The sequence below is a fragment of the Xanthomonas hortorum pv. pelargonii genome (assembly GCF_024499015.1).
Taxonomy (GTDB): Bacteria; Pseudomonadota; Gammaproteobacteria; order Xanthomonadales; family Xanthomonadaceae; genus Xanthomonas; species Xanthomonas hortorum_B.
Map to the genome: position 1 here is coordinate 4,735,655 of NZ_CP098604.1, position 26,320 is coordinate 4,761,974.

Here is a 26,320-nt window from a genome sequence, read left to right on the forward strand (position 1 = left end):
CAACCTCAGGTGCAAGCGAAGATCAAGCGCGAAGGCGAGGGACGCATCCGGTATCATGACCCGGTTTTCCGAGGAGTCCCATGCGCGTACTGGTTAGCAACGACGACGGTGTCGACGCCCCCGGCATCCAGATTCTGGCCGAGGCGCTGCGCCATGCCGGTCATGAAGTGATGGTGGTCGCCCCCGACCGCGACCGCTCCGGCGCCAGCAATTCGCTGACGCTGGACGTGCCGATCCGCACCCGCCGCATCGACGCGCAGACCTGCGCGGTGGCCGGCACGCCGACCGACTGCGTGCATCTGGCGCTGACCGGCATGCTCGATTACGACCCGGACATCGTGGTTTCCGGCATCAACAACTCGGCCAATCTCGGCGACGACGTGATCTATTCGGGCACCGTGTCTGCCGCGATGGAGGGCCGCTTTCTCGGCTTGCCCGCAGTGGCGGTCTCGCTGGTGACGCATCACCACGAAGCGCATCACTATGAAACCGCCGCGCGCGCCGCAGTGGAGATCGTGGCGCGCCTCAAATCCGATCCCTTGCCCGCCGACACCATCCTCAACGTCAACGTGCCGGATCTGGCCTGGTCGGATGTGCTCGGTTTCGAAGTCACCCGGCTCGGCAACCGCCACCGTTCCGAGCCCTGCGTGCCGCAACGCGATCCGCGCGGCCGTACCGTGTACTGGATCGGCCCGGCCGGTCCCGAGCAGGATGCCGGCGCCGGCACCGATTTCCACGCCGTGCGCACCGGGCATATCTCGATCACCCCGATCCATGTCGACCTCACCCGCTATCAGGCGCTGGAAACCGTGGCCGGCTGGGTCGGTGGCCTGACTGCCGCACTGGACGCACCGGCATGACGCCGAGGCTGCGTCTGCTGCAACCTGAGTCGGTGGGGATCGGCATGACCTCGCAACGCGTGCGCGACCGGCTGGTCGAGCGCCTGCGCGAGGCCGGCATCCAGGACGAGGCCACGCTCAACGCGGTGCGTACCGTGCCGCGCCATCTGTTCATCGACGAAGCGCTGGCCTCGCGCGCTTACGAAGACACCGCATTGCCGATCGGCCACGGCCAGACCATCTCGCAGCCCTGGGTGGTCGCGCGCATGACCGAGGCGGTGCTGCAGGTCGGCCCGACCAAGGTGCTGGAAGTGGGCACCGGCTCCGGCTATCAGGGCGCGATCCTGGCCGCGCTGGGCCTGGAGGTCTATACCGTCGAGCGTATCGGCGACCTGCTACGGCAGGCGCGCAAGCGCTTCCGGCATCTGGGCATGAACGTGCGCAGCAAGCACGACGACGGCCGCATCGGTTGGCCCGAGCATGGTCCCTACGATGCCATCGTGGTCACCGCTGCCGCCCCGGCGCTGGTGGATGCGCTGGTCGATCAACTGGCGGTCGGCGGGCGTCTGGTCGCCCCGGTCGGTGGCGCGTCTTCGCAATCCCTGATGCAACTCACACGTGGTGCCGACGGCGCGATCGAACAGCAGGTTCTGGCGCCGGTCACGTTCGTCCCGCTGTTGTCGGGCATGCTGGATTGAATCCATGAGAGTTCCTCGATGAAGATCTTCGGGCCGTTGTACGACGTGGCCATTCGTTGGTCGCGCAATCGGCGCGCACCCGCGCTGCTGACCGGTCTCAGCTTCGTGGAGGGCTTCATCTTTCCAGTGCCGCCGGAAGTGATGCTGGCGCCGATGTCGCTGGCCGAGCCCAAGCGTGCGTTGTGGTTCGCCACCTTGAGCCTGATCGGCTCGGTGTGCGGCGCGCTGGTCGGCTATCTGCTAGGCCATTTCGCCTTTGCCGCGTTGCAGCCGGTGATCGAATGGCTGGGTTGGAGCGTGAAGATCCAGGCGCAGATCGAGATGCTGCGCGCGCTGGTGGCCGAGTCGCCGTGGAAGGCCTTCTGGGCACTGGTGCTGGTGGGTTTCACCCCGATTCCTTTGAAGATCTTTACCTGGGCCTCGGGCGTGGTCGGTGTGCCGATCCTGCCCTTCATCGCCAGCATGCTGGTGGGGCGCGGCAAGCGCGTGTATCTGGTGGCCGGCGCGATCCGGTTGGGTGGCGCACGCGCCGAAGCAGCGCTGCATCGCTGGATCGAGCCGCTGGGCTGGGTGGCCATGGCCGTCCTGGCCGCGGGCGCAGGGTGGTTGGTGTGGAAGACAATGAACGGATGAGCACGTTGCAGATGAATTCGTTACGTAAGACAGCAGTGATGCTCGTGGTCGCCATCGGGCTGACCGCCTGCAGCAGCGCCACGGTGGTGCGTTCGCCCGGCGCCGGCGGTTCGTCGTCTTCGCGTCCGTCTGCGGCTGCGCGTCCCTCGGTGCCGCGCCCAGGTGCGACCGTCACCGTCCAGCGCGGCGACACGCTGTACGCCATTTCGCGCCGGACCAATATCACCGCGCCGGATCTGGCCGCCTGGAACGGCCTGTCTTCACCGAACACCATCTATCCCGGCCAGACGCTCAAGCTGTATCCGGGTGGTGCCAGCAAGCCGGGTAGCAGCACTTCGACGGCCGGCACGGTGGTTCCGCCGCGTCCGACTGCACCGATCACTGCACCTGTGAGTAGTGGATTCCAGTGGCGCTGGCCGGCCGACGGCGTGGTGGTCGGCACCTTCGTCGCCGGCGAGACCACCAAGCAAGGCGTGGATATCGCCGGTGCCAGCGGGCAGGCGGTACGTGCGGCTGCCGATGGCGTGGTGGTGTACTCCGGCGCCGGCCTGGTCGGCTACGGCGAGCTGATCATCATCAAGCACAACGATCAGTGGCTGTCCGCCTATGGGCACAACCGCAAGCGCCTGCTCAACGAAGGCCAGAGCGTGAAGGCCGGCCAGCAGATCGCCGAAATGGGTCGCAGCGGTGCCGCCCGCGACATGCTGCACTTCGAGATTCGCTACAACGGCAAGCCGGTGGATCCGCTGCTGTATTTGCCGAAGAAGTGATTCGGGATTCGGGATTTGGGATTCGCAACGGCAAGCAACGGCGCTGGGCTGTCAGCGCTGCTTACAAGGCGCTGACAGCGGCTGGGAAATTGTTTGAGGTGTCGCTACTGCTGGCGTGAGAGCGACATCTGCTCCAGCCCGCAGTTGCGAATCCCCAATCCCGACTCCCCTAATCCCGGCCTTCCAGAATCATCGCCAACGCCACCCGGCGGCCTTCGCTGGCCAGCACGTTGTAGGTGCGCGCCGCGGCCGCATTGGTCATCGCTTCCAGGCCGATGCCGCGGGTCAGGCAGGCTGCCAGCACGTCCGTCTTCGGGAACTGCTGCCGCTCGCCGGTGCCGAGCAGGATCACTGCCGGGGCGAGCGCCAGCACCGCGTCCATATGCGCGACCTGGAGCTGTTCCAGGCCGGAGACCGGCCAGCCTTCCACCAGCTCGTCCGGCATCAGGATGAAACTGCGCTGCAGAATCTGGTCGTTCACCTTGGCGTGGCGGCCATCGGCCGCGCGCAGCGCATAGGTGTAGTCGGGATGTTCCTGGCTTAAAGGCATAACGAACTCGTCAGGTCAGCCGCGCGGCAACACGATCTGGCGCTTTTCCTTGCTGGGGCGGTAAAGAATGGCGACATGGCCGATCCGCTGCACCAGCGCGCTGCCGGTCTTCTGAGTAATGTCGGCAATCATGGCGTCGCGGGCCTCGCGATCCTCCGATGCCACCTTCACCTTGATCAGTTCGTGGCGCTCGAGCACTTCCTCGAGTTCGGCCAGAAATGCCGGCGTGACCCCTTTGCCGCCGGTTTGCAGCAGTGCTTTGAGATCGTGTGCCTGGCCGCGCAGGAAACGGTTCTGGGCGGAGGTGAGAACAATGGACATGCAGGATCAAAGGGAAGCAAAGGGTGTTCAGGGTATCATGGCGACCCGTTCGGACCCCTTTGCCAATGCCCTCCCGCAGTAAAAGCAGCCAGCGCTGGCTCAAGGAACACTTCGCCGACCCTTACGTGAAGAAGGCTCAGGCCGAAGGCATGCGCTCGCGTGCCGCCTACAAGCTGGAGGAATTGCTCCAGCGCGACCGCCTGCTCAAGCCGGACATGGTGGTGGTCGATCTGGGCGCCGCGCCTGGCGGCTGGTGCCAACAGGTGCGCAGGTCGCTCGGCGACACCGGCCGGGTACTGGCGCTGGATATCCTGGAGATGCCCCCGCTGGCCGGGGTGGAGTTCCTTCATGGCGACTTCAGGGAACAAGCCGTCCTATCGGAATTCGAAGCGATGTTGGGCGATGTGCCGGTGGACCTTGTTCTGTCCGATATGGCCCCCAATAAGAGTGGCATGGATGCGGTCGACCAACCGCGGATGATGCACCTGGCAGAACTGGCGATGGAATTTGCCGACAACCACCTCAAGACGGGTGGGGCATTTTTGATCAAGCTGTTCCAGGGTGTTGGATCCGACGACTACATTCGCGAGCTTCGCCGCCGCTATGAGAAGGTGACGATTCGTAAACCGGCGGCCTCGCGCAAGCGCTCCCCGGAAGTTTATGCGCTCGGTCAGGGCAAGCGTGCCCAGATCAAGTAAGCTGCCAATGACCACCGTGTTTCAAGAATTTGAAGAGTAGAGGGCACCGGAGCCAATGAGGATGAACGACTTGACCAAGAATCTGCTGCTGTGGGTGGTCGTCGCGGTTGTGCTGATGGTCGTCTTCCAGAGCTTCTCGCCGCGGATGGCAGGCGGCGTCGGCCCCGACTCGATCACCTACACCCAGTTCCTGAAGGAAGTGGACTCCGGTCGCGTCAAGTCGGTGGATTACACCGATGAGACCAACCTGGCCGTCAACGCGATCCGCTTCAAGCGCACCGACGGCAGCGAAGCCACCGTCTACGGTCCGCGCGACGATAAGCTGGTCGACGTGCTGTACAGCAAGAACATCGAAATGACCCGCCAGAAGCCTTCCACGGGCCCTGGTTTCTGGTCGTTGGTGCTCAACTTCCTGCCGGTCATCCTGATCATCGGCTTCTGGCTGTTCATCATGCGCCAGATGCAGGGTGGTGGCGGTGGTGCCAAGGGTGCGATGAGTTTTGGTAAATCGCGCGCCAAGTTGCAGGGCGAAGACCAGGTCAAGATCACGTTTGCCGACGTCGCCGGTTGCGACGAGGCCAAGGAAGAAGTCAGCGAGCTGGTCGACTTTCTGCGCGACCCGACCAAGTTCACCAAGTTGGGCGGCAAGATTCCGCGCGGCGTGTTGATGGTCGGCCCGCCGGGTACCGGCAAGACGCTGCTGGCCCGCGCGATCGCCGGCGAAGCCAAGGTGCCGTTCTTCAGCATCTCCGGTTCGGACTTTGTCGAAATGTTTGTCGGCGTCGGCGCAAGCCGTGTGCGCGACATGTTCGAGCAGGCCAAGAAGCACGCGCCGTGCATCATCTTCATCGACGAAATCGATGCGGTGGGCCGTCATCGCGGTGCCGGTCTCGGCGGCGGGCATGACGAGCGCGAGCAGACCTTGAACCAGCTGCTGGTCGAAATGGACGGCTTTGAAGGCGGCGAAGGCGTGATCGTGATCGCGGCCACCAACCGTCCCGACGTGCTGGATCCGGCGCTGCTGCGTCCGGGCCGTTTCGATCGACAGGTCGTGGTCGGGTTGCCGGACGTCAAGGGTCGCGAGCAGATTCTGCGTGTGCATATGCGCAAGCTGCCGCTGGCCGACGACGTGGTGCCGATGGTCATCGCCCGCGGGACGCCGGGTTTCTCGGGTGCCGATCTGGCCAACCTGTGTAACGAAGCGGCGTTGTTTGCGGCGCGCGGCAGTGAGAAGGAAGTCCGTATGGACCACTTCGACCGTGCCCGCGACAAGATCCTGATGGGCGCCGAGCGTCGCTCGATGGCCATGAGCGAAGACGAGAAGACGCTGACCGCGTACCACGAAGCCGGCCATGCCATCGTCGGCCGTCTGGTGCCCGAGCACGACCCGGTCTACAAGGTCACCATCATTCCGCGTGGTCGCGCCCTCGGCGTGACGATGTATCTGCCGGAAGGCGACCGTTACTCGATGAACCGGGTGGCGATCGAATCCCAGCTGTGCTCGCTGTATGGCGGCCGTGTTGCCGAGGAGTTGATCTTCGGCGGCGACAAGGTCACCACCGGAGCCTCAAACGACATCGAGCGTGCGACCAAGATGGCGCGCAACATGGTCACCAAGTGGGGCTTGTCCGACGAACTCGGCCCGGTGGCCTACGGCGAGGAAGAAGACGAGGTGTTCCTGGGCCGTTCGGTAACCCAGCACAAGAACGTCTCCGACGAAACCGCGCGCATGATCGACGAAGTGGTGCGGTCGATCCTGGACAAGGCCTACAGCAAGACCAAGGCGATCCTCACCGAGAACCTGGACAAACTGCACGCGATGTCGCAGTTGTTGCTGCAGTACGAAACCATCGACGTGCCGCAGATCGACGCCATCATGGAAGGCCGCGAGCCGCCGCCGCCGGCCGGTTGGGCCAAGTCCGACAAGGACGGTAGCAACAACAACGACAAGGGCAGCCCGCGTCCGTTGCCGCCGATTGCCGGGCCAGCCGAGCAGCTGTAACGCTACGCATCGGTCAGCTGCAGCAGCATCCATCAAGGCCGGGGAGCGATTCCCGGCCTTGATGCGTTTGGACGCTGACCAACGCAGCTCCCGGCTTCGGTCATTTGGCGGCGTCGGTTGATAATGCATTCGGCAGATCGCAAAACACGCGCGCCACGGTAGTGCGCACCAATCGCCACCCATCGCAACCGCTCCAGGAGAACCCCACGATGTTCGACACCGCCCTCAAGCTGGATTGCGCCGGTCGCATCCTGCGACTGGATGCGCCGCAGGTGATGGGCATCGTCAATGTCACGCCCGATTCGTTTTCCGACGGTGGCCAGCACGCCACCTGCGAGGCCGCCATCGCACATGGCTTGCGTCTGGTCGAGGAGGGCGCTGCGGTGCTGGATATCGGTGGCGAATCCACCCGTCCTGGCGCGACGCCGGTCGCGCTGGACGAAGAGCTGCAGCGCGTGATTCCGGTGATCCAGGCATTGGCGCAGCAGACCGGCGTGCCGATCAGTGTGGATACCTACAAGCCGGAGGTGATGCGCGCGGCCGTCGCAGCCGGCGCCGGCATGATCAACGATGTCTATGCGCTGCGTTCGCCGGGCGCGTTGGATGCTGCATCGGAATTACGCGTGCCGGTGGTGCTGATGCACGCACGCAGCGCACCGCATGCCATGCAGGACGCGCCGCATTACGACGACGTGGTGGCCGAGGTGCACCGCTTTCTGGCCGAGCGCATCTTCGCGGCCGAAATGGCCGGCATCGACAAACGCCGCCTGATCCTCGACCCCGGCTTCGGCTTCGACAAGACCACCACGCATAACCTCACCGTGCTGGCACAGCTGCAGCGCCTGCAGGAATTCGGCCTGCCGGTGCTGGCAGGGCTGTCGCGCAAGCGCAGCATCGGCGAGTTGACCGGGCGCGAGATTGCCGCAGACCGCGTATACGGTTCGATCGCCGCGCACCTGATTGCCGCGCAGCACGGCGCCCTGTTGCTGCGCGTGCACGATGTGGCCGCGACCGTGGATGCCTTGAAGGTGTGGAGCGCGATGTCGGCGATTCCCGTGCCGCGTGTAAGTGCGCCTTCGGTACCGACCATCCGTTGGCCGGACGAGGACTGATGCCGGCCGACCGACGCCCGCTCGCGATCGCGTTGATGGGCCCGACCGCCAGCGGCAAGACCGCGTTGGCATTGGAAGCGGCGCAGCGCTGGAATGGCGAGATCGTCAGCGTCGATTCGGCACTGGTGTATCGCGGGCTGGAGATCGGCGCGGCCAAGCCGGATGCCGCCATGCGTGCAGCCGTGCCGCATCATCTGCTCGATCTGCGCGATCCCTGGCAGATCTATTCGGCGGCGGAGTTCGCCAGCGATGCACGGCAGGCGATCGATCAGATCGTAGCGCGCGGCAAGCTGCCGATTCTCGCCGGCGGCACCGGACTGTACTTTCGCGCCTTGCTGGAAGGGCTGTCGCAGCTGCCCGAAGCCGATCCGCAGGTTCGCTTGACGATCGCAGCCGAAGCCGAACAACTCGGTTGGGCCGCGCTGCATACACAACTGGCGCAGGTCGATCCGTTCGCTGCTGCGCGGATCCACAGCACCGACCCGCAGCGTATCCAGCGGGCGTTGGAGGTCTACCGCATCAGCGGGCGGCCGATCAGCTATTGGCAGGCGCTACCGCCAGGCCCGCGCCTGCCGGTGCGGGTGTTGAAGGTGGTGCTGGCGCCGCGCGAGCGCGCCGTGCTGCATGCGCGGATCGAACAGCGACTGGACGCCATGCTGGCGCAGGGTTTTCTGGCAGAAGTGGAGCGTCTGCGCGCGCTGCCGCCACTGCGCGCGGTTGCCGCGCCGCTGGATCTGCCTGCGATCCGCGCGGTCGGTTATCGCCAGGCCTGGGAGTATCTGGATGGCGCCGGTAGCCTGGCGCAGTTCCGCGGAAAAGCCATCCATGCGACGCGTCAACTGGCCAAGCGGCAACTCACCTGGCTGCGTGGCGAGCTCGACGCGCGCTGGTTCGATCCGGAGCGTGACCGCGATCAATTGGAAGCTGCACTTGTCGGCTTCCTCGCTCATCGTCCCGCTGTGCCGCAGGCTTCAGGCGTGTAACATCCCGTTTCCGGGGCCGGCTGGGGATGGCAGGTGTCGACCGGGACAATAAGAACAATAATGAAGAGGAGTTTTCGATGGCTAAGGGGCAATCTTTACAGGATCCATTCCTCAACGCGCTGCGGCGCGAGCGGGTGCCGGTCTCTGTGTATCTGGTCAACGGCATCAAGCTGCAGGGCACGATCGAGTCGTTCGACCAGTTCGTGGTGCTACTGCGCAACACCGTGAGTCAGATGGTTTACAAGCACGCCATCTCCACGGTTGTGCCGGCGCGCAATGTGCGCGTGGGACCGGGTGGTGGTTATGTGCAACCCAATGAAGGCAACCAGGCGGAAGATGACGACGTCGAGCAGTAATGGAGTAGTGCGTGTTTGATCGCTCACGTAAGGGTGAACATGCGCTGTTGATTCAGACCCACTCCGGTGGGCCTGCCGAAGAGGATGTGCTGGAGGAGTTCGCCGACCTTGCAAAGTCGGCGGGCGCCACGATCGCGGCCACGCTCACCGCGCGCATCGACAAACCGAGCCCATCGACCCTGATCGGCAGCGGCAAGCTGGAAGAGGTCAAGGCGGCTGCCGAAGCCACCGGCGCGGATCTGGTGCTGGTCAACCACACCTTGTCGCCGGGTCAGGAGCGCAATCTGGAACGCTACCTGGAGCGGCGCGTGATCGACCGCACCGGGCTGATCCTGGACATCTTCGCGCAACGTGCGCGCAGCCATGAGGGCAAGCTGCAGGTGGAGCTGGCACAGTTGCGGCACATGGCCACCCGGCTGGTGCGCGGCTGGACCCACCTGGAGCGCCAGCGCGGCGGTGCGATCGGCCTGCGCGGCCCCGGCGAAACACAGCTGGAAACCGACCGCCGCCTGCTGCAGAAGCGCGTAGAGCAGTTGCAACAGCGGCTGGAAAAGGTCGAGGTGCAGCGCACCCAGATGCGCCGCGCGCGCATGCGCAGCGAATTGCCGCGCATTGCATTGGTCGGCTATACCAACGCCGGCAAATCGACGCTATTCAATGCGTTGACCGGTGCCGAGGCCTACGTGGCCGATCAATTGTTCGCCACGCTCGATCCCACCGTGCGCCGCATCGCGTTGCCGGGCGGCAGTGCGATCCTGGCCGATACGGTCGGCTTCGTACGCGATCTGCCGCACCAACTGGTCGCCGCGTTCCGCTCGACCCTGTCCGAAGCACGCGACGCCGATCTGTTGTTGCACATCGTCGATGCAGCCGACCCGTTGCGCGAAGAACGCATCCGCCAGGTCGATGAGGTGTTGCATGCCGTCGGCGCGGGCGATCTGCCGCAGCTGCTGGTGTTCAACAAGATCGACAAGATCGAGGGCGCGCAAGTGCGTCACGATGCACAGGACGGCATCCCCGACCAGGCGCGGCGCGAACGCGTGTGGGTCTCTGCGCGCGATGGACGCGGGTTGGAAGAGTTGCAACACGCACTCGGCCAGCGGCTGGATCTGCGTCATCTGACCGGACAGCTGCGGCTGCCGCCGTCGGCGGGGCGCTTGCGTTCCAAGCTGCATCAGCTGGAAGTGGTGCGTAACGAGCAATCCGACGAGGATGGCTGGTTGCTGGACGTCGATCTGCCGATGGTCGAAGCCGAGCGGCTCGCCGCCAGCGAAGACGGCGCACCGCTGCGCGCGATGCTGCCGGATCGCCGCGAAGACTGGGAATCGTGATCGGCACTGCACAGTCGGGTTGGCTCGACTGTGCAGAACGCCTGAGTCGATTCAGCGCGGGCCGAGCAGTACGCCTGCCTTGCGCATATCGCCACTGAACCTCTGCCACGCCGTGGCTGTCCCGTTTCTGCAGCCGCCGCAGACAGATGGGACGAATTGGGCTAAAACGTTCGCTGCCTCTTTATTCCCTTGCCTATGTCCATGTCCGCCGATTTCGAACTGCAGCAGTTGGCCGAAACCCTTGGTCAGCAACTGCTTGCCGCGCGCGAGCGCCTGGTCACCGCCGAGAGCTGCACCGGCGGCTGGATCGCCAAGGCGGTGACGGATGTGGCGGGTTCGTCGCACTGGTTCGATTGCGGCATGGCCGCCTACAGCTACGAGGCCAAGCAGGCATTGCTCGGCGTGCGGCCGCATACGCTGGAAGTGCACGGTGCGGTCAGCCGCGAAACGGTGATCGAAATGGTCTCCGGTGCGCTGGTCAATTCCGGCGCCAGCATCGCCGTGGCGGTGACCGGCATTGCCGGGCCGGGTGGCGGCAGCGAGGACAAGCCGGTCGGCACGGTGTGGATCGGCTGGAAGCGTCGTGGTGGTTATGCCACTGCGCAGCTGTTCCAGTTCAACGGCGATCGCGATGCAGTGCGTCGGCAAACCGTGGTTGCGGCGCTGCGCGGTTTGAGCGCATTGCTATAGGTGCGTGATCTGCGCGCCAGCCGCTCTGGTGCATTGGCTGTCTGATGTGTCGCACAAGTGTGATTGCCAACGCCGCGATGCTCGCCTGACGATGCGTGGCATTGTTTTAACGCATTGCTCCAATGCGTATCGAACGATAGCCGCATTCGTCACGCGCTCCGCGTGTTCGGTTACCTGCGTTGCTCAGTCTCGTTAACCCGGTAAGGTGTGAAGCCACGCGAACTGCGGCGCTCGCCGTACTGCATCGCCTGCGCGCTTTGTCGGGGGACAAACATGGGCATGGACCAGCAACGTTGCACCGCGCTTGCGCTCGCACTTTTTGCGGGCATGCAGGTATCGCCGCTGTGTGCACAGGCAATCGCGCAGCCAGATCCAAAGGAGCCGGCAACGCTGGCAGCGCTCAAGGTCACTGCGCAAAAGCGCGAGGAATCGCTGCAGAACGTGCCGGTGGTGCTTTCGGTGCTTCCCGAGCAGCTGTTGCAGGACAGCGGCGTGCACGACATCAAGGAGCTGCAGATGCTGGTGCCCGGCTTGATCGTGACCAGCAGTCAAAGTGCAGCCCAGACCACCGCGCGCATTCGCGGCATCGGCACGGTTGGCGACAATGCCGGGCTCGAATCCTCGGTGGGTGTGGTCATCGATGGCGTGGCCCGCGCGCGCAACGGCGTGAGCTTTGCCGACCTGGGGGAGCTAGAGCGCATCGAAGTGTTGAAAGGCCCGCAAGGCACCGTGTTCGGCAAGAACACCTCGGCCGGTGTCATCAACGTGGTCACGCGCCGGCCCAGTTTTACCCGCAGTGCCGATGCCGAAATCACCGCGGGCAACTTTGGCGCGCTCGGGATTACCGCCGCCTTCAACGATGCGCTGGGCGACACCAGCGCATTACGCGTGTATGCCGCCAGACGGCGTCGCGATGGATTCGAGCAGGTGGTCACCGGCGCTGGTCCGCGCACCGCCACCGACGATGGCGACCAGAATCTGCGCACCGCGCGCGTGCAGCTTCTTTGGGAGCCCACCGATGATCTGGACATCAATCTGGCGGCCGACGACACCAGCCGCCAGGAAAATTGCTGCGTCACCGTGACCACCGAGCGCGGGCCGACCGCTGCGCTGATCGATGCGCTGACGCCGGGCGGGCAGGGCACCACTGCGCGTGCCGACCCGCACAGCAGGCGTGCCTACAGCAATCGCAGCACCGCGCAGGAGATTCAGGACAAGGGCATCTCGGCACAGGTGGACTGGACCACCCCGTGGTTGAGCGAGGCGGTGCTGACTTCGATCACCGCAGTGCGCGACTGGAAATCCGTCAACGGCCTGGATTTCGATTACAGCGCTGCAGACATTCTCTATCGCGCTCCGCGCGAGGACGAGATGCTGACCAGGTTCAAGACCTTCAGTCAGGAGCTGCGCCTGGCTGGATCGGGTGAGCGTCTCGATTGGATGGTCGGCGCGTTTTACGCAGACGAAACCCTGCATCGCAACGAGTCCTATCGCTTCGGCAGTGCTTACGAGCCGTATCTGTCCAGCGTGCTGCTTGCACGCGTCAATCCGGCGTTGGCCGCACGTGCGGATGCGACGCGCTTTCTCGCCGACGCCACCGGTCTGCCGGTTGGCACGCTGTTCCGTGGACAGGGGAGTCAGGACCGCTTTCGTCAGGATGGCACCAGCGCCGCGCTGTTCACCAACAACACCTGGCACGCCACCGACGCGCTGGATGTCGTGGTGGGGTTGCGCTACACCTACGAGAACAAAACGCTGCGATCGGCATTTCAGAATCCCGATGGAAGCCCGGCGTGTGCCAGTTATTTCGCGCCTAGCGGCCAGGTCGATCCGGCTGCATTACGGCGGATCGGTGCGGCGCTGGTGGCGCGCGGTGTGCCCGCATCTGCGGTGCCGACGATCGCACCGCAAGTGATCGGCTTCACCTGTCTGCCTTGGGCCAATGTCGCCCATGATGGTCGTCGGACCGAGCAGCAACGCACCGAGCGCGAGTGGTCCGGTACCGCCAAGCTGGCGTATCGCTGGAACGATGCGCTGATGACGTATGTGTCGGCGGCGCGTGGCTATAAGGCAGGCGGTTTCAATCTGGATCGCGTGCAGTCCTCCGATGGCTTGTCCAGCGGCGTGCAGGGCATCCTGCCGGTGGATGACACCGCGTTCCCGGGCGAGTTCGTCGACAGCTACGAGCTTGGCGCCAAGAGCACTTGGCTCGGTGGCAACCTGCTGTTGAATGCAGCCCTGTTCTATCAGGATTTCAGCGATTTTCAGCTCAACAACTTCCTGGGGACCAGCTTTGTGGTGCGTGCCATTCCCACCGTGGTGTCGCGCGGCATCGATGCCGAAATTCTGTGGCAGGGCGCAGTGCCTGGCCTGATGCTGCAAGGCGGGCTCAGCTATACCGACACCCGCTATGGCGACGATCTCTTACCGGATGCGGATCTGGCGCTGCTGCCGGGCAGCCGTTTGAGTTTTGCGCCGCGGTGGTCGGCCAATCTGTCGGTGACCTACGAACGCGCGCTTGGCAACCGGCTCACAGGCCGTTTCAACGTCGGCGCCAAGTACAGCTCCGAATACAACGCAGGCTCGGATCTGGATCCGCAAAAATCGCAACCGGGCTACACCTTGCTCAATGCGCGCCTGGGCATCGGCGCCAACGACAAGCGCTGGCTGCTGGAAGCATGGGCAGAAAATCTAGGCAATGAAACCTATCGGCAGATCGTCATCGACGCGCCACTCCAGGCTGGTTCGTGGAATGCGTTTCTGGGTGCGCCGCGCACGTATGGAGTGACGTTGCGGCTGCGCTATTGAGCCTGTTTCGCCTGACGTCCTGGCAGCGTTACACGGACGCGTTACAGCAAGCACGATCTAACGTGGGCTAAGCCTGATGTGGAGGGAGGCGCGACATCGTCATGCAGATCGGCTACAAACAAGCTCTCGTTGTTGAGCTGCGTGCCGATGCATCTGATTTTCGCCCCTGTGTTGTTTTCGTCCATGCCAGAGGCAGTTGGCAGACGGTTCGCGTCTCTGGATCGCCCGGGCGCCTATTTTCAACCGCCTGCACACACATCTGCCGGTCGCTCGATGACCCCGCGCGTGCGTGATGATGCAGGTGCCTGCATGGCGCAGGGATCGTCTCGGAACACAGCTCCGATGCGGTCGATCTTCGACGACCCGCAACGCGCTGCACCTCCTGCACGCGTGCAGCGCCTGGCTGCCGCACACGCACAGGCGGTGCACTGATGTGGGAAGCGCTCGGCACCGTTCGTGACCTAGGGCGTCTGCAGGAAATCGCCGCGGTCCTGATTCGTTACGGGTTCGGCGATGTGGTGCGCCGCATTGGCTTGGCCGATGTGCTCGAGCGTGCCGGCAAGCTGTTGCACTGGCATAACGCCGAGGGCCGTTTGCGCCTGTCCGCCGCAATGCGCGTGCGGCGGGCCCTGGAAGAACTCGGGCCAACCTTCGTCAAGCTGGGGCAGGTACTGGCCACGCGTGTGGACCTGTTGTCGCAGGAGTGGATCGAAGAGTTGAGCGAGCTGCAGAACGCAGTGCCCGCGCTGCCGTTCGAGCAGATCCGTCCGCAACTGGTTGCAGCGCTGGGCGCCGAGCCTGAGAGCATCTTCGCGCGCCTTGACGAGCACCCGTTGGCTGCCGCATCGCTGGCGCAGACGCATCGGGCCTGGCTCGCCGATGGCACACCGGTGGTGTTGAAGATCCGTCGCCCCGGCATTGGCGACACCATCGATGCGGATCTGCGCTTGCTTGCCCGGCTGACGGAGATCGTGGAAACACGTGCCCCCGATCTGAAGCGCTATCGCCCCGCCGAAGTCGTGCAGCAGTTCACCGTGTCCCTGCGGCGCGAACTCGACTTCGCCGCCGAGTGCCGCAATGCCGAACGCATCGCCGCCAACTTCGCCAACGACCCCAATGTCGTGGTGCCGAAGGTGTATTGGGAGTGGACCTGCGACTCGCTGAACGTGCAGGAGTTCATCGACGGTATTCCCGGGCGCGATCTGGCCGCAGTCGATGCCGCCGGTCTGGACCGCAAGGCGCTCGCACGCACCGGTGCCGGCATCGTGGTCAAGATGGTGCTGCAGGATGGCTGCTTCCATGCCGATCCGCACCCGGGAAACATTTTCTATCTGCGCGACGGGCGCATCGCGGTGATCGACTTCGGGATGGTCGGGCGCGTCTCCGAACAGCGCCGGTTCCAGGTCGCGCAACTGCTGCACGGCATGGTGAGCTACGACGCCGAAGCGGTCATCGACGTGCTGCTGGAATGGGCCGGCACCAATCTGGATGTCGATGAGTCGCGCTTGCAGCAGGACATCGGCGCCTTCGTCGACGAGTATCGTGGCGTGCCGTTGAAGGAACTGCGCATCGGCGCAATGCTTGGCGATGTCACTTCCATCCTGCGCGATCACGGGCTCACGTTGCCCTCGGATCTGGCGCTGATGATCAAGGCGTTTCTCACGCTCGAAGGCATGGGCCGCCAACTCGATCCGGATTTCGATATGGCCAGCGAAGCGCGCCCGTATCTTGAACGCGTGGTACTGCAGCGTTACGCACCGAGTGCGATGTTGCGGCGCAGCCGGCGTACCGTGACCGGGGCGATCGATCTACTTGGCGATCTGCCGCGCGACCTCAAACGGCTGCTGCAGGCCGCGCGTCGCGGCAAGCTGCAACTGCATGTCGAAACGCGTGCGTTGCGCGAGTTCGGCGAGCAGGTCGATCGCGCCGCCAATCGGCTCACCATGGGTATTGTCACTGCCGCCTTGGTGATCGGCTCGTCGATCGTCATGAACAGCGTCGGCGGCAGTGCCAGTCGCTGGCTGCTGGCGTTGGGTGTTGGCGGGTTCATCGGTGCGGCACTGTGCGGTATCTGGATCCTGTTCTCGATCTGGCGCAGCCGGCGCTAGCGCAGCCGTTCGGCTCCAATGCTGCCGTCTGCAACCCGCTCGTCGGGTTGCAGACCAAAGCTGCAATCAACGGTTGCGCGGGCGCCAGTTAGTAGTAATACTACCAACCATGGAACTGACCGATACCCAGCAAGCAATCCTGGCCTTGATCGCCGAGCGCATCGACGCCGATGGCGTACCGCCCTCGCAAACCGAGATCGCGCGTGCGTTCGGCTTCAAGGGTGTGCGTGCGGCGCAATATCACCTGGAGGCGCTGGAGCAGGCGGGCGCGATCCGTCGTGTTCCGGGTCAAGCGCGTGGCATCCGTCTGGCCGGGCGGGGCGCGCAGTCGCGCACACCGCCGGCCAGCGAGCCTGTCCGCGATGACGTATTGCGCCTGCCAGTGCTGGGCCGCGTTGCAGCGGGCCTGCCGATCGGCGCGGATATCGGCTCGGACGACTTCGTGGTGCTGGATCGGGTGTTCTTCTCGCCCTCGCCGGACTATCTGCTGAAAGTGCAGGGCGATTCGATGCGCGACGAAGGCATCTTCAACGGCGACCTGATCGGTGTGCATCGCACCCGTGACGCGCGCTCGGGGCAGATCGTGGTCGCCCGGATCGATGAAGAGATCACAGTCAAACTGTTGAAAATCGGCAAGGACCGGATTCGACTGCTGCCGCGCAACCCGGACTACGCGCCGATCGAAGTGTTGCCGGATCAGGATTTCGCGATCGAGGGCTTGTATTGCGGGCTATTGAGGCCAAATCGTTGAGTAGTGCGCCGATGGGCGTGCTGGCTTTTTCCCGAGCCGGCACCGCAGGATTTCCCGCTGCCACCGCAATGCCCGCATCCCTAATCTGAGTGTGTCGCCGCCAGTCTCAGCCTGTGCGATACACCGCCGCTACATTCGCCCTACACCGAAATCACTGACAAGGATCACCCAGATGGATGAGAACAAAAAGCGCGCCCTTTCCGCAGCACTGAGCCAGATCGAAAAGCAATTCGGCAAGGGTTCGGTCATGCGCATGGGCGACCGCGCCATCGAGGCGGTCGAAGTCATTCCCACCGGTTCATTGATGCTGGACATCGCACTCGGCATCGGTGGTCTGCCCAAGGGCCGTGTGGTCGAAATCTACGGGCCGGAAGCATCGGGCAAGACCACTCTGACCCTGCAGGCGATCGCCGAATGCCAGAAGAAGGGCGGCACTGCAGCCTTTATCGATGCCGAGCATGCGCTGGACCCGATCTATGCCGCCAAGTTGGGCGTCAACGTCGACGACCTGCTGCTGTCGCAGCCCGATACCGGTGAGCAGGCGCTGGAAATCGCCGACATGCTGGTGCGTTCGAGCTCGGTGGACATCGTGGTGATCGACTCGGTCGCCGCGCTGACCCCGAAGGCGGAAATCGAAGGCGAGATGGGCGACCAGCTGCCGGGTCTGCAGGCACGTCTGATGAGCCAGGCGCTGCGCAAGCTGACCGGCAACATCAAGCGCTCCAATACCCTGGTGGTCTTCATCAACCAGCTGCGCCACAAGATCGGCGTGATGATGCCGGGCCAGAGTCCGGAAGTGACCACCGGCGGCAATGCGCTGAAGTTCTATGCCTCGGTGCGTCTGGATATCCGCCGTATCGGCGCGATCAAGAAGGGCGATGAAATCATCGGCAACCAGACCAAGATCAAGGTGGTCAAGAACAAGCTGGCGCCTCCGTTCAAGCAGGTCGTGACTGAAATCCTCTACGGCGAAGGCATCAGCCGCGAGGGCGAATTGATCGACATGGGCGTGGAAGCCAAGCTGGTCGAGAAGGCTGGCGCCTGGTACAGCTATGGCGAAGAGCGCATCGGGCAGGGCAAGGACAATGCGCGTACCTATCTGCGCGACAACCCGCAGGTTGCGATCAAGCTGGAAGCCGAGCTGCGCGAAAAGTTCCAGCCCGCCGAAGCGCCGCGTGAAGCCGGCGACGACGCCGAGAAGGAATAAGCGATAAGAGCAGCCATAAGGACCTAGCGGATAGCTGTCAGACAGATGGGGCGGTGCGCAGGAAGCGCAGGCTACGAGTGGTAGGTGCTCGTCTCTAACACTGGCCGCACCTGCCTGACAGCAGCGCAACAGGTTTTGATGGTCGCTCCAATGTTTTTCTATCGCGGGGACGGTGGAGTCAGTGCCGCCGCGCTTCGCGGTAGATCTATCGAAGGCCAGGAGGGCAGGCGCCATGGACGGCACATTGGTTGAGCAGTGATTTGGTGATTCAGGACACCTCACGATGGACGAGCAAGAGCCCGCGCCAAAGCGGGGACGCCGGTTCAAGGAGCAGACACCGGTCCAACGCGCACTCGGATTGCTGGTGCGTCGCGAGCATTCGCGCAAGGAATTGAACCGCAAGCTGTTGGCACGCGGCATAGAGCCGGAAGCTGCCGAGGCTGCCGTCGAGCGTCTCGCTGGTGAAGGCTGGCAGGACGACACCCGGTTTGCGGCGTCGGTCGTTCGTAATCGTGCAGGCTCGGGCTACGGTCCACTGCATATTCGCGCCGAACTCGGAACCCATGGCCTGGATAGCGAGGCCATCAGTGCTGCCATGGCGACCTTTGAAGGCGATTGGACCGAAAACGCACACGATTTGATCCGTCGTCGGTTCGGCGAGCAGGGTCCAGTGGATCTGCCGCAGCGGCGCAAGGCTGCCGATCTGTTGGCCCGGCGTGGTTTTGACGGCAACAGCATTCGTAGCGCCACGCGCTTCGACCTTGAGGACTGAGGGCGCCAGGCCTGCTACCCTTTGTGGTTTAAGGTTGTTCCGCTCGTCTGCGCCCACATTTATTGGGTGACCGGGACCGCCGCCCGCCCAATGCCAGCACATGAACGCACCTGCCAAATACAGCACTTCCCAGATCCGTAGTGACTTCCTTGCCTTCTTCGAGGGCAAGGGCCACACCATCGTGCCGTCCGCACCGCTGGTGCCGGGCAACGACCCGACCTTGCTGTTCACCAACTCGGGCATGGTCCAATTCAAGGACGTCTTTCTCGGCGCGGAAAAGCGCAGCTATGTGCGTGCTGCCGACGTGCAGCGCTGCCTGCGTGCCGGCGGCAAGCACAACGATCTGGATTCGGTGGGCTATACCGCGCGCCACCACACGTTCTTCGAAATGCTGGGCAACTGGTCGTTCGGTGATTATTTCAAGAAGGACGCCATCAGCTGGGCATGGGAGCTGCTGACCCAGGTCTGGAAGCTGCCGGCCGACCGCCTGCTGGTCACGGTCTACCACACCGACGAAGAAGCCTTCGCGCTGTGGCGCGACATGATCGGCATCCCGGAAAGCCGCATCGTGCGCATCGGCGACAACAAGGGGGCGCCATATGCCTCCGACAATTTCTGGCAGATGGCCGATACCGGTCCATGCGGCCCGTGCACCGAGATCTTCTTCGACCATGGTGATCACATCGCCGGTGGTCCGCCGGGTTCGCCGGACGAGGATGGCGATCGCTTCATCGAGATCTGGAATCTGGTCTTCATGCAGTTCGATCGGCAGCCCGATGGCACCTTGATTCCGTTGCCGGCCCCGTGTGTGGATACCGGCATGGGTCTGGAGCGTCTCGCTGCGATCCTGCAGCACGTGCATACCAATTACGAAATTGACGTATTCCAGGCGTTGATCGGCAAGGCCAGCGCGCTAACCGGCGTTGCCGATCTGGAAAACAAGTCGCTGCGGGTGATCGCCGATCACATTCGCGCCTGTTCGTTCCTGATTGTCGATGGCGTGCTGCCCTCCAACGAAGGCCGCGGTTACGTGTTGCGCCGGATCATCCGGCGTGCGCTGCGCCATGGCTGGATGCTCGGTGTGCGCCAGCCGTTCTTCAGCAAGATGGTGCCGACCCTGGTCGAGTTGATGGGTGAGGCCTATCCGGAGCTGGTGGTCGCTCAAGCGACGGTCGCGCGCGCCTTGCTTGCCGAGGAAGAGCGCTTTGCCGAAACGCTGGACGCCGGCATGAAGATCTTCGACGACGTCGCTTCGCGCGCGCAGGAGGTCATTCCCGGTGCCGATGCATTCCGTCTGTTCGACACCTACGGATTTCCGGTCGATCTGACCTCCGACATCGCACGCGAGCGCGGCTTGCGTGTGGACATGGAGGGCTTCGAGTTCGCCATGGAGCGTCAGCGCGAGACGGCGCGTGCCGCAGGCAAGTTCGGGGGTGGCGTCGCATTGCCGGCCGATCTGGTCGCTACGATGTCGCCGACAGTGTTTCTGGGCTACGAAGCCTACGACGCCGATGCGCTCAAGGTCGTTGCGTTGCTCAAGCAGGGCCGTCCGGTCGAACGCGCCGACGCCGGTGACGAGGTCATCGTGTTCACCGACCGCACACCGTTCTATGCCGAGTCCGGTGGTCAGGTCGGCGATAGCGGTCAGCTGAGCGGGACCGGTGTCTCCATCGACATTGCCGATACGCAGAAGTTTGCCGGGCAGTTCCATGGTCATGTGGGGCGCATCACCGAAGGTGCGCTTGCGCTGGGCGATGTGCTGTCCGGCGGGATCGACGTGCAGCGTCGCGGCAAGACCATCCTCAATCACTCGGCCACGCATCTGCTGCATGCGGCCTTGCGCGAAGTGTTGGGCACGCACGTCCAGCAGAAGGGCTCGTTGGTCGCGCCGGACCGTCTGCGTTTCGACTTCTCGCATTTTCAGCCGATCACTGCCGAAGAACTCGCCGTGATCGAACGCAAGGTCAACGCCGAGGTGCGCACCAACCACAGTGTGGAGGTGCACAACATGGCCATGCAGGAAGCGCTGGATTTCGGTGCGATGGCGTTGTTTGGCGAGAAGTACGGCGAGAACGTGCGTGTGCTGAAGATGGGTGGGTATTCGACCGAACTCTGCGGAGGCACCCACGTCACCCGCACTGGCGATATCGGCCTGTTCAAGATTACCTCCGAGGGTGGCGTGTCTTCGGGCGTGCGCCGTATCGAAGCGGTGACCGGGCAGGGCGCGCTGGACTACGTGGCCGACGAAGAGCGTCGTCTGCTTGAGGCCGCTCATCTGCTCGGCGGCAATGCGACTGAAGTCGTCGACAAGGTGCGCGCGCTCACCGAGCGCCAGAAGCGTCTGGAGCGTGAGCTGGAATCACTCAAGGCCAAGCTCGCCTCGGGTGCGACTGCAGATCTGGGCGCCAGCGCCGTCGATGTCGCAGGGGTCAAGGTCATCGCAGTGCGTCTGGAAGGCTTCGACGCCAAGGCACTGCGCGATGCAATGGATCGGCTGAAGCAGCAATTGGGCGATTCGGTGATCGTGCTGGCGGGTGCATCAGCCGGCAAGGTCGCGCTTGTTGCCGGCGTGAACGGTAGCCCAACTGGCAAGGTGAAGGCAGGGGAACTCCTCGGCCATATCGCCAGTCAGATCGGGGGCAAGGGCGGTGGCCGTCCGGATCTCGCCCAGGGTGGTGGCGAGGACGGGCCCGCCCTTGCGACCGCGCTTGACGGCGTGCACTCCTGGGTCAAGCAACACTTGGGCTGAACACTTGTCCTGCCATGCCTTGCTGGCTGGCAGGATCTGCCGCTACCATTTCCGGTCTATTCCCTTTACCTATAGACGCGTCTCATCAGGAGGCCGTCGATGCTGGTGGGAAACCCACCGGTTCCAGGAGATTTGAAAAATGTTGATCCTCACTCGCCGGGTAGGCGAAACCTTGATGATCGGCGACTCGGTCACTGTTACCGTGCTCGGCGTCAAGGGTAATCAGGTGCGCATTGGCATCACCGCACCGAAAGATGTGGCTGTGCATCGCGAAGAAATCTATCAGCGCATCCAGCGTGGCGATGAGCCGGTCGCTTCCGGCGCGCATCACGGCGACGATTCTTCGAATTGATTGTCGCAAAGGGTTTACGTTAGCCCCCCTTACCCGGTATTCTTCGCGGCCTGCCACGGACAACGCGGCAGGACGTGAAAACTGGAGCGATGCCCGAGCGGCTGAAGGGGCTCCCCTGCTAAGGGAGTATAGGGTCAAAAGCTCTATCGAGGGTTCGAATCCCTCTCGCTCCGCCAGTGTTCTAAACGCCCGCAGATCTTTGATTTGCGGGCGTTTTTATTTGCATTGCGGCATGGTTTTGCAAGCCCTTTTGGGTGAGCTGCGCAGCATGCTTGCCGCCAGTCGGCTCACCGCATCCTGCATAAGGCATCTGGTTGTTGCGACAGCATCTGAATCGCCTCAAACGTGCTGCATGAAGCGGTTCAAGTAACTGCGGTATAGGTCGCTAAACACGTGACATATATCTCGGACTTCAACGTGATGCGCCTACCGCCACTGCTTGGACGCCTGTTCTCTTTCTGGGGCCGTGGGCTGCAGCACAAGGCCAATGCGGTGGACCGGGTGATGGCGGTGATCGAGTTCGATCTGGATGGCCGCATTCTGGATGCGAACGAGAACTTCCTGTCCTTGATGGGCTATCGGCTGGACGAGGTAGTCGGCCAGCATCACCGCATGTTCGTGACTGCCAGTGATCGCGACAGCGAAAGCTATCGTCAGTTCTGGGCGGCGCTGCGGCGTGGCGACTTCAACGCCGGGCGCTTTTGCCGGTTGGACAAACACGGGCGCGAGGTGTGGATCAACGCGTCGTACAACCCGCTGCTGGATCGATCCGGCAACGCCTATCGCGTGGTGAAGTACGCCACCGACATCACTGCGCAGGTGCGCCAGACCGCCGATTTCGAAGGGCGGATCGATGCGATCGACAGGGTCATGGCGGTCATCGAGTTTTCGCTGGATGGCACCGTGCTCGAGGCCAACCAGAATTTTCTGCAGGTGATGGGTTACCGGCTCGATGAGATCCGCGGCCAGCATCACGGCATGTTCGTGGATGCGTCCACGCGCCAATCGGCGGCCTATCGCGCGTTCTGGGAAAAGCTCGGGCGCGGCGCATTCGATGCGGGGCGCTACAGGCGCGTTGGTAAGGATGGGCAGGATGTGTGGATCCAGGCGTCCTACAACCCGGTACTCGATGAGCATGGGCGTCCATACAAGGTGGTCAAGTACGCCACCGAGGTGACCCGTCAGGTGATCGATTCTGCCGATGCGGATGGCCGCATCCAGGCCATCGACAAGGTGATGGGCGTGATCGAATTCGATCTGGAAGGGCGCGTACTGAGCGCCAACGATAATTTCCTGGCGATTTTGGGATATCCGGCCGCCGAAGCGATCGGCCAGCACCATCGCGTGTTCGTGGATGCGGCGTATGGCGCCTCCGAGGAGTACCGCAATTTCTGGGCGAAGCTGGCGCGTGGGCAGTTCGATGCGGGCCGTTATCGCCGGCTGCGCAAGGACGGCAGCGCGGTGTGGATCCAGGCCTCCTACAACCCGATCCTGGATGTCTCCGGGCGGCCGTACAAGGTGGTCAAGTACGCTACCGATGTGACCGATCAAGTGCGCTCGGCCGAGCGCATGCGCGAGTTGATGCGGCAGACCATGAGCATCGCGCAGAACGTGCAGCGCGAGGCGCACCATATTTCGATCAGCAATGAGGAACTGGTGAGCCGCGCATCCTCGCAGTCCACCGCAGTGGCGCAGACCTCGACCACCATCGATCAGCTGGCGGAGACCGTGCGCATCAATTCCGAGAGCGCGGGGTCGGCGCAGCGCATGGCCGAAGAGTCGGCCAATGTTGCGCGACGCGGTGCCGAGGTCATCGCCGAGGTGGTCAAGACCACCGCCAACATTCGTTCGGCGACCGATCGCATCGGCCAGATCATCGAGGTGATCGACGGCATTGCCTTCCAGACCAATATCCTGGCGCTCAACGCGGCGGTGGAAGCGGCGCGCGCCGGCGAGCAGGGCCGCGGGTTTGCAGTGGTAGCGACCGAGGTGCGTAGCCTGGCGCAGCGCTGCAGCGTGTCGGCCAAGGAGATTCGCTCCTTGATCGACAATGCGACCGATCAGGTTGGCGATGGTTCGCGCCTGGCCGAACAGGCTGGTGTGGTGATGCAGGACATGGTCGGCTCGGTACTGCGTGTGACCGCAACCGTGGAGCAGATCGCCGCCGCCAGCCAGGAGCAGGCACAGGATATTTCGACCGCCAACACGGCGCTGCAATCCATTGGCGTGCAGGCGCGCGATCAGGCGCGGATGGTCGATGATCTGGCGCGTTCGGCGCATGTGCTCGAAGCCGATGCGGATGCCTTGTTTGCATTGGTCAACGGCGATGCCGATGGGTCTTCTGCACTAAAGGATGCGCACGCAGAGCCGTTCGCCAAATCGCAGGCCGCGTGACTCAGGCCACGTGACTGTGGGAGGTCTGGTGCATTCGCTGTGCGGCGTCGTTGAAGCGGTGACACGCACGTTCGTTGTTGCATCGTTGCCGCGCGTGCCAGCCGCTACGTTTGCGCAAAACTAAAAGCGCTCGCCAGCAGATACATCCGCGCACCACAAAGACCGCCAGAACCTAATGCTGTTCACTGAGGTAGCTGATCGAGGGCTCCTGCATCTCGGCATAATCTCCAATCGGCTCATTCTTCAATCCAAATAAAAAACGGCGCTCCCCGCGCGGGAAGTGCCGTTTTTTCAAGTGAACTGCATTGCGCCAGGAGCGCGCTTTGTCTGTTCCAACCAGCTGCGATCATGCGGCGCGCCGATTCACTGCAGCGCGCCGCACTGCCACGCGTTGCTGCTTACTGCGGCAGATCGAACACCAGCACTTCTGCGTCGCGTGCGTCGGCCAGCACGAGTTCCGGCTCGGCGGTGATCTGCAGCGCATCGCCAGCCGACAGTGCTTGTCCGTTGACGCTCAGGCTGCCACGCACCACCTGCACGTAACCGATGCGGCCCTCAGCCAGTGGGTGTTGCAGACGCGCGTCGCCGTCGAGGATGGAGGCGTACAGGCGTGCGTCCTGGTGCAGGCGCAGCGAGCCGGCTTCGCCAGCGGGCGAGGCGATCAGACGCAGCTGATTGCGCTTGCTGTCGGCATTGAAATGCTTTTCCTCGTAGCTGGGTTCGATACCGTTGCGCTCGGGCATCACCCAGATCTGCAGGAAGTGCACTGGCTTGCTGGCCGAGTGATTGAACTCGCTGTGGCTGACGCCGCTGCCGGCGCTCATGCGCTGCACATCGCCGTAGTGCAGCACCGAGCCGGTGCCCATGCTGTCCTTGTGCTCCAGCGCGCCATCCAGGACGTAGGAGATGATCTCCATGTCGCGATGGGCGTGGGTGCCGAAACCTTCGCCCGGCTGCACCTTGTCTTCGTTGATCACCCGCAGCGGGCCGACGCCCATGTGGCGCGGGTCGTGGTAGCTGGCAAAGGAGAAGGTGTGGCGCGAGGACAGCCAGCCATGCTCGGCGCGGCCACGGGTTTCGCTCTTGCGGACATTCAACATGTTGCTTCTCCTTGGAAGATCTCGAATGGCGCCGGGGAGTGAATCGGTGTCCCTGCGGCTTGATGCGTAGTCTCCGCCTCTGTGCGGGAGACAAAAAGCGAGTAGATTTGGCCGCTATCATCGAAAAAATCGAACAATGAAAATCAGCCTGGAAGCGCTGCAAATCCTGGATGCAATCGACCGCCGGGGCTCGTTTGCGGCCGCGGCCAAGGTGCTGTTCAAGGTGCCGTCGACGATTTCCTACACGGTGTCAAAGCTCGAAGACGATCTGGGGGTGCAGCTGTTCGAGCGGTTCGGCCCGAAGGCGACACCGACCCAGGCCGGGCGCGAGTTGTTGCGCGAGGGGCGGCATCTGTTACGTGCCGCGCAGGAGCTGGAGGTGCGGGTGCGTCGGGTAGCGTCAGGTTGGGAGTCGGACTTTGCGATCGGGCTGGATGCGATCCTGCCGGTTGCGCTGCTGCAGGCGCAGATCCTGGACTTCTACGCGGTGGCCGATAGCACGCGCCTGCGCGTCGTGAGCGAATCGCTCTCCGGCAGTTGGGAGGCGCTACTGGATCGGCGCGTGGATCTGATCGTCGCGGCGGGCGAGGGGCCGAGTGGTGGTGGCTATGTCGCCGAGCAGATCGGTACGCTGCGTTTTGTGTTCGCGGTGGCCTCCACGCATCCGCTGGCGGGCGCCGGCAGGCTGGGTGCGACTGAGCTGGCCGAGCATCGTGCGATCGCCGTGGCGGATTCGGCGCGGCGGTTGCTGCCGCGCACCGTGGGTCTGTTGTCCGGGCGCGATGTGCTCACCGTGCCGGACATGCAGGCCAAGCTGCAGTTGCAGCTGGCTGGCGCCGGCTACGGCTTTCTGCCTGAGGCGTATGCGCGCGGTGCGCTGCAGGACGGCCGGCTGTGCGAGGTGCAGGTAGAAACCCACAAGCCCGACGAGACGTTCTATCTGGCATGGCGGCCGGGCGAGGAGGGCGAGGCATTGGGCTGGTGGCGGCGCGCCCTGCGCAGCGAGGGCCTGTTCGATGGCTGGTTGCAGTCGCTTGCCGAGACGTATCGTTCCGTCGCTGTCGGGCAGTCGCGTGCGTGAGGAAGGGCGGATAAT

The 26,320-nt window shown here is 63.7% G+C and carries 23 protein-coding genes and 1 tRNA gene; 21 read left to right on the plus strand and 3 right to left on the minus strand.

The annotated features are described in order from the left end of the window. Positions 1–80: 80 nt before the first annotated feature. From surE to NDY25_RS20295, 4 genes are read left to right on the plus strand one after another with little or no spacing between them, the layout of a single operon-like run. Positions 81–860: a 5'/3'-nucleotidase SurE gene (gene surE, locus NDY25_RS20280; RefSeq protein ID WP_168957866.1), complete on the plus strand. Its 780-nt coding sequence runs from the start codon at positions 81–83 to the stop codon at positions 858–860. After that, positions 857–1,537, plus strand: a complete 681-nt coding sequence (locus NDY25_RS20285) for a protein-L-isoaspartate(D-aspartate) O-methyltransferase (protein WP_006453312.1) — start codon at positions 857–859, stop codon at positions 1,535–1,537. The genes surE and NDY25_RS20285 overlap by 4 nt, the downstream gene beginning before the upstream one ends. An 18-nt stretch (positions 1,538–1,555) precedes the next feature. After that, positions 1,556–2,170, plus strand: a complete 615-nt coding sequence (locus NDY25_RS20290; protein WP_006453310.1) for a YqaA family protein — start codon at positions 1,556–1,558, stop codon at positions 2,168–2,170. Further along, the gene (locus NDY25_RS20295) at positions 2,167–2,940 is read left to right on the plus strand and encodes a peptidoglycan DD-metalloendopeptidase family protein (RefSeq protein WP_256627647.1); all 774 of its coding nucleotides are present in this window, start codon (positions 2,167–2,169) and stop codon (positions 2,938–2,940) included. The genes NDY25_RS20290 and NDY25_RS20295 overlap by 4 nt, the downstream gene beginning before the upstream one ends. Before the next feature lie 169 nt (positions 2,941–3,109). Here NDY25_RS20295 and NDY25_RS20300 read toward each other — a convergent pair whose 3' ends face one another. Further along, positions 3,110–3,490, minus strand: coding sequence for an Mth938-like domain-containing protein (locus tag NDY25_RS20300; RefSeq protein ID WP_016904007.1), 381 nt, complete (start codon positions 3,488–3,490; stop codon positions 3,110–3,112). A gap of 15 nt (positions 3,491–3,505) precedes the next feature. Beyond that, on the minus strand, positions 3,506–3,811 hold the full coding sequence (gene yhbY / locus NDY25_RS20305; protein ID WP_006453307.1) for a ribosome assembly RNA-binding protein YhbY: 306 nt from the start codon (positions 3,809–3,811) through the stop codon (positions 3,506–3,508). Between the two features lie 65 nt (positions 3,812–3,876). On the opposite strand from yhbY, the gene rlmE reads away from it, so the two are divergent. The 16 genes from rlmE (at position 3,877) to NDY25_RS20385 (ending at position 24,124) form a co-directional block, all read left to right on the plus strand. Continuing rightward, complete coding sequence (rlmE, locus tag NDY25_RS20310; protein ID WP_043889169.1) at positions 3,877–4,509, plus strand: 23S rRNA (uridine(2552)-2'-O)-methyltransferase RlmE; 633 nt, start codon at positions 3,877–3,879, stop codon at positions 4,507–4,509. Between the two features lie 61 nt (positions 4,510–4,570). Next, complete coding sequence (ftsH, locus tag NDY25_RS20315) at positions 4,571–6,511, plus strand: ATP-dependent zinc metalloprotease FtsH (RefSeq protein WP_168957864.1); 1,941 nt, start codon at positions 4,571–4,573, stop codon at positions 6,509–6,511. A 209-nt stretch (positions 6,512–6,720) separates the two neighbouring features. Further along, positions 6,721–7,623 carry a dihydropteroate synthase gene (folP, locus tag NDY25_RS20320; RefSeq protein ID WP_168957863.1) on the plus strand — a complete coding sequence of 301 codons (903 nt, stop codon included), beginning with the start codon at positions 6,721–6,723 and terminating at the stop codon, positions 7,621–7,623. After that, entirely contained in the window at positions 7,623–8,606 is a 984-nt protein-coding gene (gene miaA / locus NDY25_RS20325; RefSeq protein ID WP_168957862.1) for a tRNA (adenosine(37)-N6)-dimethylallyltransferase MiaA, read from the plus strand. The genes folP and miaA overlap by 1 nt, the downstream gene beginning before the upstream one ends. A gap of 77 nt (positions 8,607–8,683) precedes the next feature. Continuing rightward, positions 8,684–8,962, plus strand: coding sequence for an RNA chaperone Hfq (gene hfq, locus NDY25_RS20330; RefSeq protein WP_043889764.1), 279 nt, complete (start codon positions 8,684–8,686; stop codon positions 8,960–8,962). Between the two features lie 11 nt (positions 8,963–8,973). After that, positions 8,974–10,293 (plus strand): ribosome rescue GTPase HflX, encoded by a 1,320-nt coding sequence (hflX, locus tag NDY25_RS20335; protein ID WP_023903748.1) that lies wholly within the window; start codon positions 8,974–8,976, stop codon positions 10,291–10,293. Positions 10,294–10,488: 195 nt separating this feature from the next. Further along, positions 10,489–10,983, plus strand: coding sequence for a CinA family protein (locus NDY25_RS20340; RefSeq protein ID WP_023903749.1), 495 nt, complete (start codon positions 10,489–10,491; stop codon positions 10,981–10,983). A 279-nt stretch (positions 10,984–11,262) separates the two neighbouring features. Beyond that, the gene (locus NDY25_RS20345; protein WP_233366422.1) at positions 11,263–13,791 is read left to right on the plus strand and encodes a TonB-dependent receptor; all 2,529 of its coding nucleotides are present in this window, start codon (positions 11,263–11,265) and stop codon (positions 13,789–13,791) included. Positions 13,792–14,222: 431 nt separating this feature from the next. Then, a complete protein-coding gene (ubiB, locus tag NDY25_RS20350; RefSeq protein ID WP_168957860.1) occupies positions 14,223–15,899 on the plus strand; it encodes a 2-polyprenylphenol 6-hydroxylase in 1,677 nt (558 codons plus the stop codon). Between the two features lie 109 nt (positions 15,900–16,008). Beyond that, positions 16,009–16,650, plus strand: a complete 642-nt coding sequence (gene lexA, locus NDY25_RS20355) for a transcriptional repressor LexA (RefSeq protein WP_168957859.1) — start codon at positions 16,009–16,011, stop codon at positions 16,648–16,650. 172 nt (positions 16,651–16,822) lie between these two features. Then, positions 16,823–17,857 (plus strand): recombinase RecA, encoded by a 1,035-nt coding sequence (gene recA / locus NDY25_RS20360; RefSeq protein ID WP_055828618.1) that lies wholly within the window; start codon positions 16,823–16,825, stop codon positions 17,855–17,857. A gap of 283 nt (positions 17,858–18,140) precedes the next feature. Then, positions 18,141–18,629, plus strand: a complete 489-nt coding sequence (gene recX / locus NDY25_RS20365; protein ID WP_168957858.1) for a recombination regulator RecX — start codon at positions 18,141–18,143, stop codon at positions 18,627–18,629. 100 nt (positions 18,630–18,729) lie between these two features. Then, on the plus strand, positions 18,730–21,378 hold the full coding sequence (gene alaS / locus NDY25_RS20370) for an alanine--tRNA ligase (protein ID WP_168957857.1): 2,649 nt from the start codon (positions 18,730–18,732) through the stop codon (positions 21,376–21,378). 139 nt (positions 21,379–21,517) lie between these two features. After that, entirely contained in the window at positions 21,518–21,730 is a 213-nt protein-coding gene (gene csrA, locus NDY25_RS20375; protein ID WP_003481884.1) for a carbon storage regulator CsrA, read from the plus strand. A gap of 83 nt (positions 21,731–21,813) precedes the next feature. Then, a tRNA-Ser gene (locus NDY25_RS20380) sits at positions 21,814–21,906 on the plus strand. Positions 21,907–22,177: 271 nt separating this feature from the next. Beyond that, complete coding sequence (locus NDY25_RS20385) at positions 22,178–24,124, plus strand: methyl-accepting chemotaxis protein (protein ID WP_180336531.1); 1,947 nt, start codon at positions 22,178–22,180, stop codon at positions 24,122–24,124. 398 nt (positions 24,125–24,522) lie between these two features. On the opposite strand, the gene NDY25_RS20390 is transcribed toward NDY25_RS20385, so the two are convergent. Then, a complete protein-coding gene (locus tag NDY25_RS20390) occupies positions 24,523–25,224 on the minus strand; it encodes a pirin family protein (RefSeq protein WP_168957856.1) in 702 nt (233 codons plus the stop codon). Between the two features lie 136 nt (positions 25,225–25,360). On the opposite strand from NDY25_RS20390, the gene NDY25_RS20395 reads away from it, so the two are divergent. After that, a complete protein-coding gene (locus NDY25_RS20395; protein ID WP_168957855.1) occupies positions 25,361–26,305 on the plus strand; it encodes a LysR family transcriptional regulator in 945 nt (314 codons plus the stop codon). The last annotated feature ends 15 nt before the right edge of the window (positions 26,306–26,320 follow it).

What these genes read in the sequence shown, in the direction of transcription:
- NDY25_RS20395 (WP_168957855.1), top strand. Translation starts at nt 25,361, where the DNA reads ATGAAAATCAGCCTGGAAGCGCTGCAAATCCTGGATGCAATCGACCGC.
- rlmE (WP_043889169.1), top strand. Translation starts at nt 3,877, where the DNA reads ATGCCCTCCCGCAGTAAAAGCAGCCAGCGCTGGCTCAAGGAACACTTC.
- alaS (WP_168957857.1), top strand. Translation starts at nt 18,730, where the DNA reads ATGAACGCACCTGCCAAATACAGCACTTCCCAGATCCGTAGTGACTTC.
- recX (WP_168957858.1), top strand. Translation starts at nt 18,141, where the DNA reads ATGGACGAGCAAGAGCCCGCGCCAAAGCGGGGACGCCGGTTCAAGGAG.
- folP (WP_168957863.1), top strand. Translation starts at nt 6,721, where the DNA reads ATGTTCGACACCGCCCTCAAGCTGGATTGCGCCGGTCGCATCCTGCGA.
- NDY25_RS20295 (WP_256627647.1), top strand. Translation starts at nt 2,167, where the DNA reads ATGAGCACGTTGCAGATGAATTCGTTACGTAAGACAGCAGTGATGCTC.
- recA (WP_055828618.1), top strand. Translation starts at nt 16,823, where the DNA reads ATGGATGAGAACAAAAAGCGCGCCCTTTCCGCAGCACTGAGCCAGATC.
- surE (WP_168957866.1), top strand. Translation starts at nt 81, where the DNA reads ATGCGCGTACTGGTTAGCAACGACGACGGTGTCGACGCCCCCGGCATC.
- NDY25_RS20300 (WP_016904007.1), bottom strand. Translation starts at nt 3,490, where the DNA reads ATGCCTTTAAGCCAGGAACATCCCGACTACACCTATGCGCTGCGCGCG.
- ubiB (WP_168957860.1), top strand. Translation starts at nt 14,223, where the DNA reads ATGTGGGAAGCGCTCGGCACCGTTCGTGACCTAGGGCGTCTGCAGGAA.
- NDY25_RS20285 (WP_006453312.1), top strand. Translation starts at nt 857, where the DNA reads ATGACGCCGAGGCTGCGTCTGCTGCAACCTGAGTCGGTGGGGATCGGC.
- NDY25_RS20340 (WP_023903749.1), top strand. Translation starts at nt 10,489, where the DNA reads ATGTCCATGTCCGCCGATTTCGAACTGCAGCAGTTGGCCGAAACCCTT.
- NDY25_RS20290 (WP_006453310.1), top strand. Translation starts at nt 1,556, where the DNA reads ATGAAGATCTTCGGGCCGTTGTACGACGTGGCCATTCGTTGGTCGCGC.
- csrA (WP_003481884.1), top strand. Translation starts at nt 21,518, where the DNA reads ATGTTGATCCTCACTCGCCGGGTAGGCGAAACCTTGATGATCGGCGAC.
- hfq (WP_043889764.1), top strand. Translation starts at nt 8,684, where the DNA reads ATGGCTAAGGGGCAATCTTTACAGGATCCATTCCTCAACGCGCTGCGG.
- lexA (WP_168957859.1), top strand. Translation starts at nt 16,009, where the DNA reads ATGGAACTGACCGATACCCAGCAAGCAATCCTGGCCTTGATCGCCGAG.
- NDY25_RS20345 (WP_233366422.1), top strand. Translation starts at nt 11,263, where the DNA reads ATGGACCAGCAACGTTGCACCGCGCTTGCGCTCGCACTTTTTGCGGGC.
- ftsH (WP_168957864.1), top strand. Translation starts at nt 4,571, where the DNA reads ATGAACGACTTGACCAAGAATCTGCTGCTGTGGGTGGTCGTCGCGGTT.
- NDY25_RS20390 (WP_168957856.1), bottom strand. Translation starts at nt 25,224, where the DNA reads ATGTTGAATGTCCGCAAGAGCGAAACCCGTGGCCGCGCCGAGCATGGC.
- yhbY (WP_006453307.1), bottom strand. Translation starts at nt 3,811, where the DNA reads ATGTCCATTGTTCTCACCTCCGCCCAGAACCGTTTCCTGCGCGGCCAG.
- miaA (WP_168957862.1), top strand. Translation starts at nt 7,623, where the DNA reads ATGCCGGCCGACCGACGCCCGCTCGCGATCGCGTTGATGGGCCCGACC.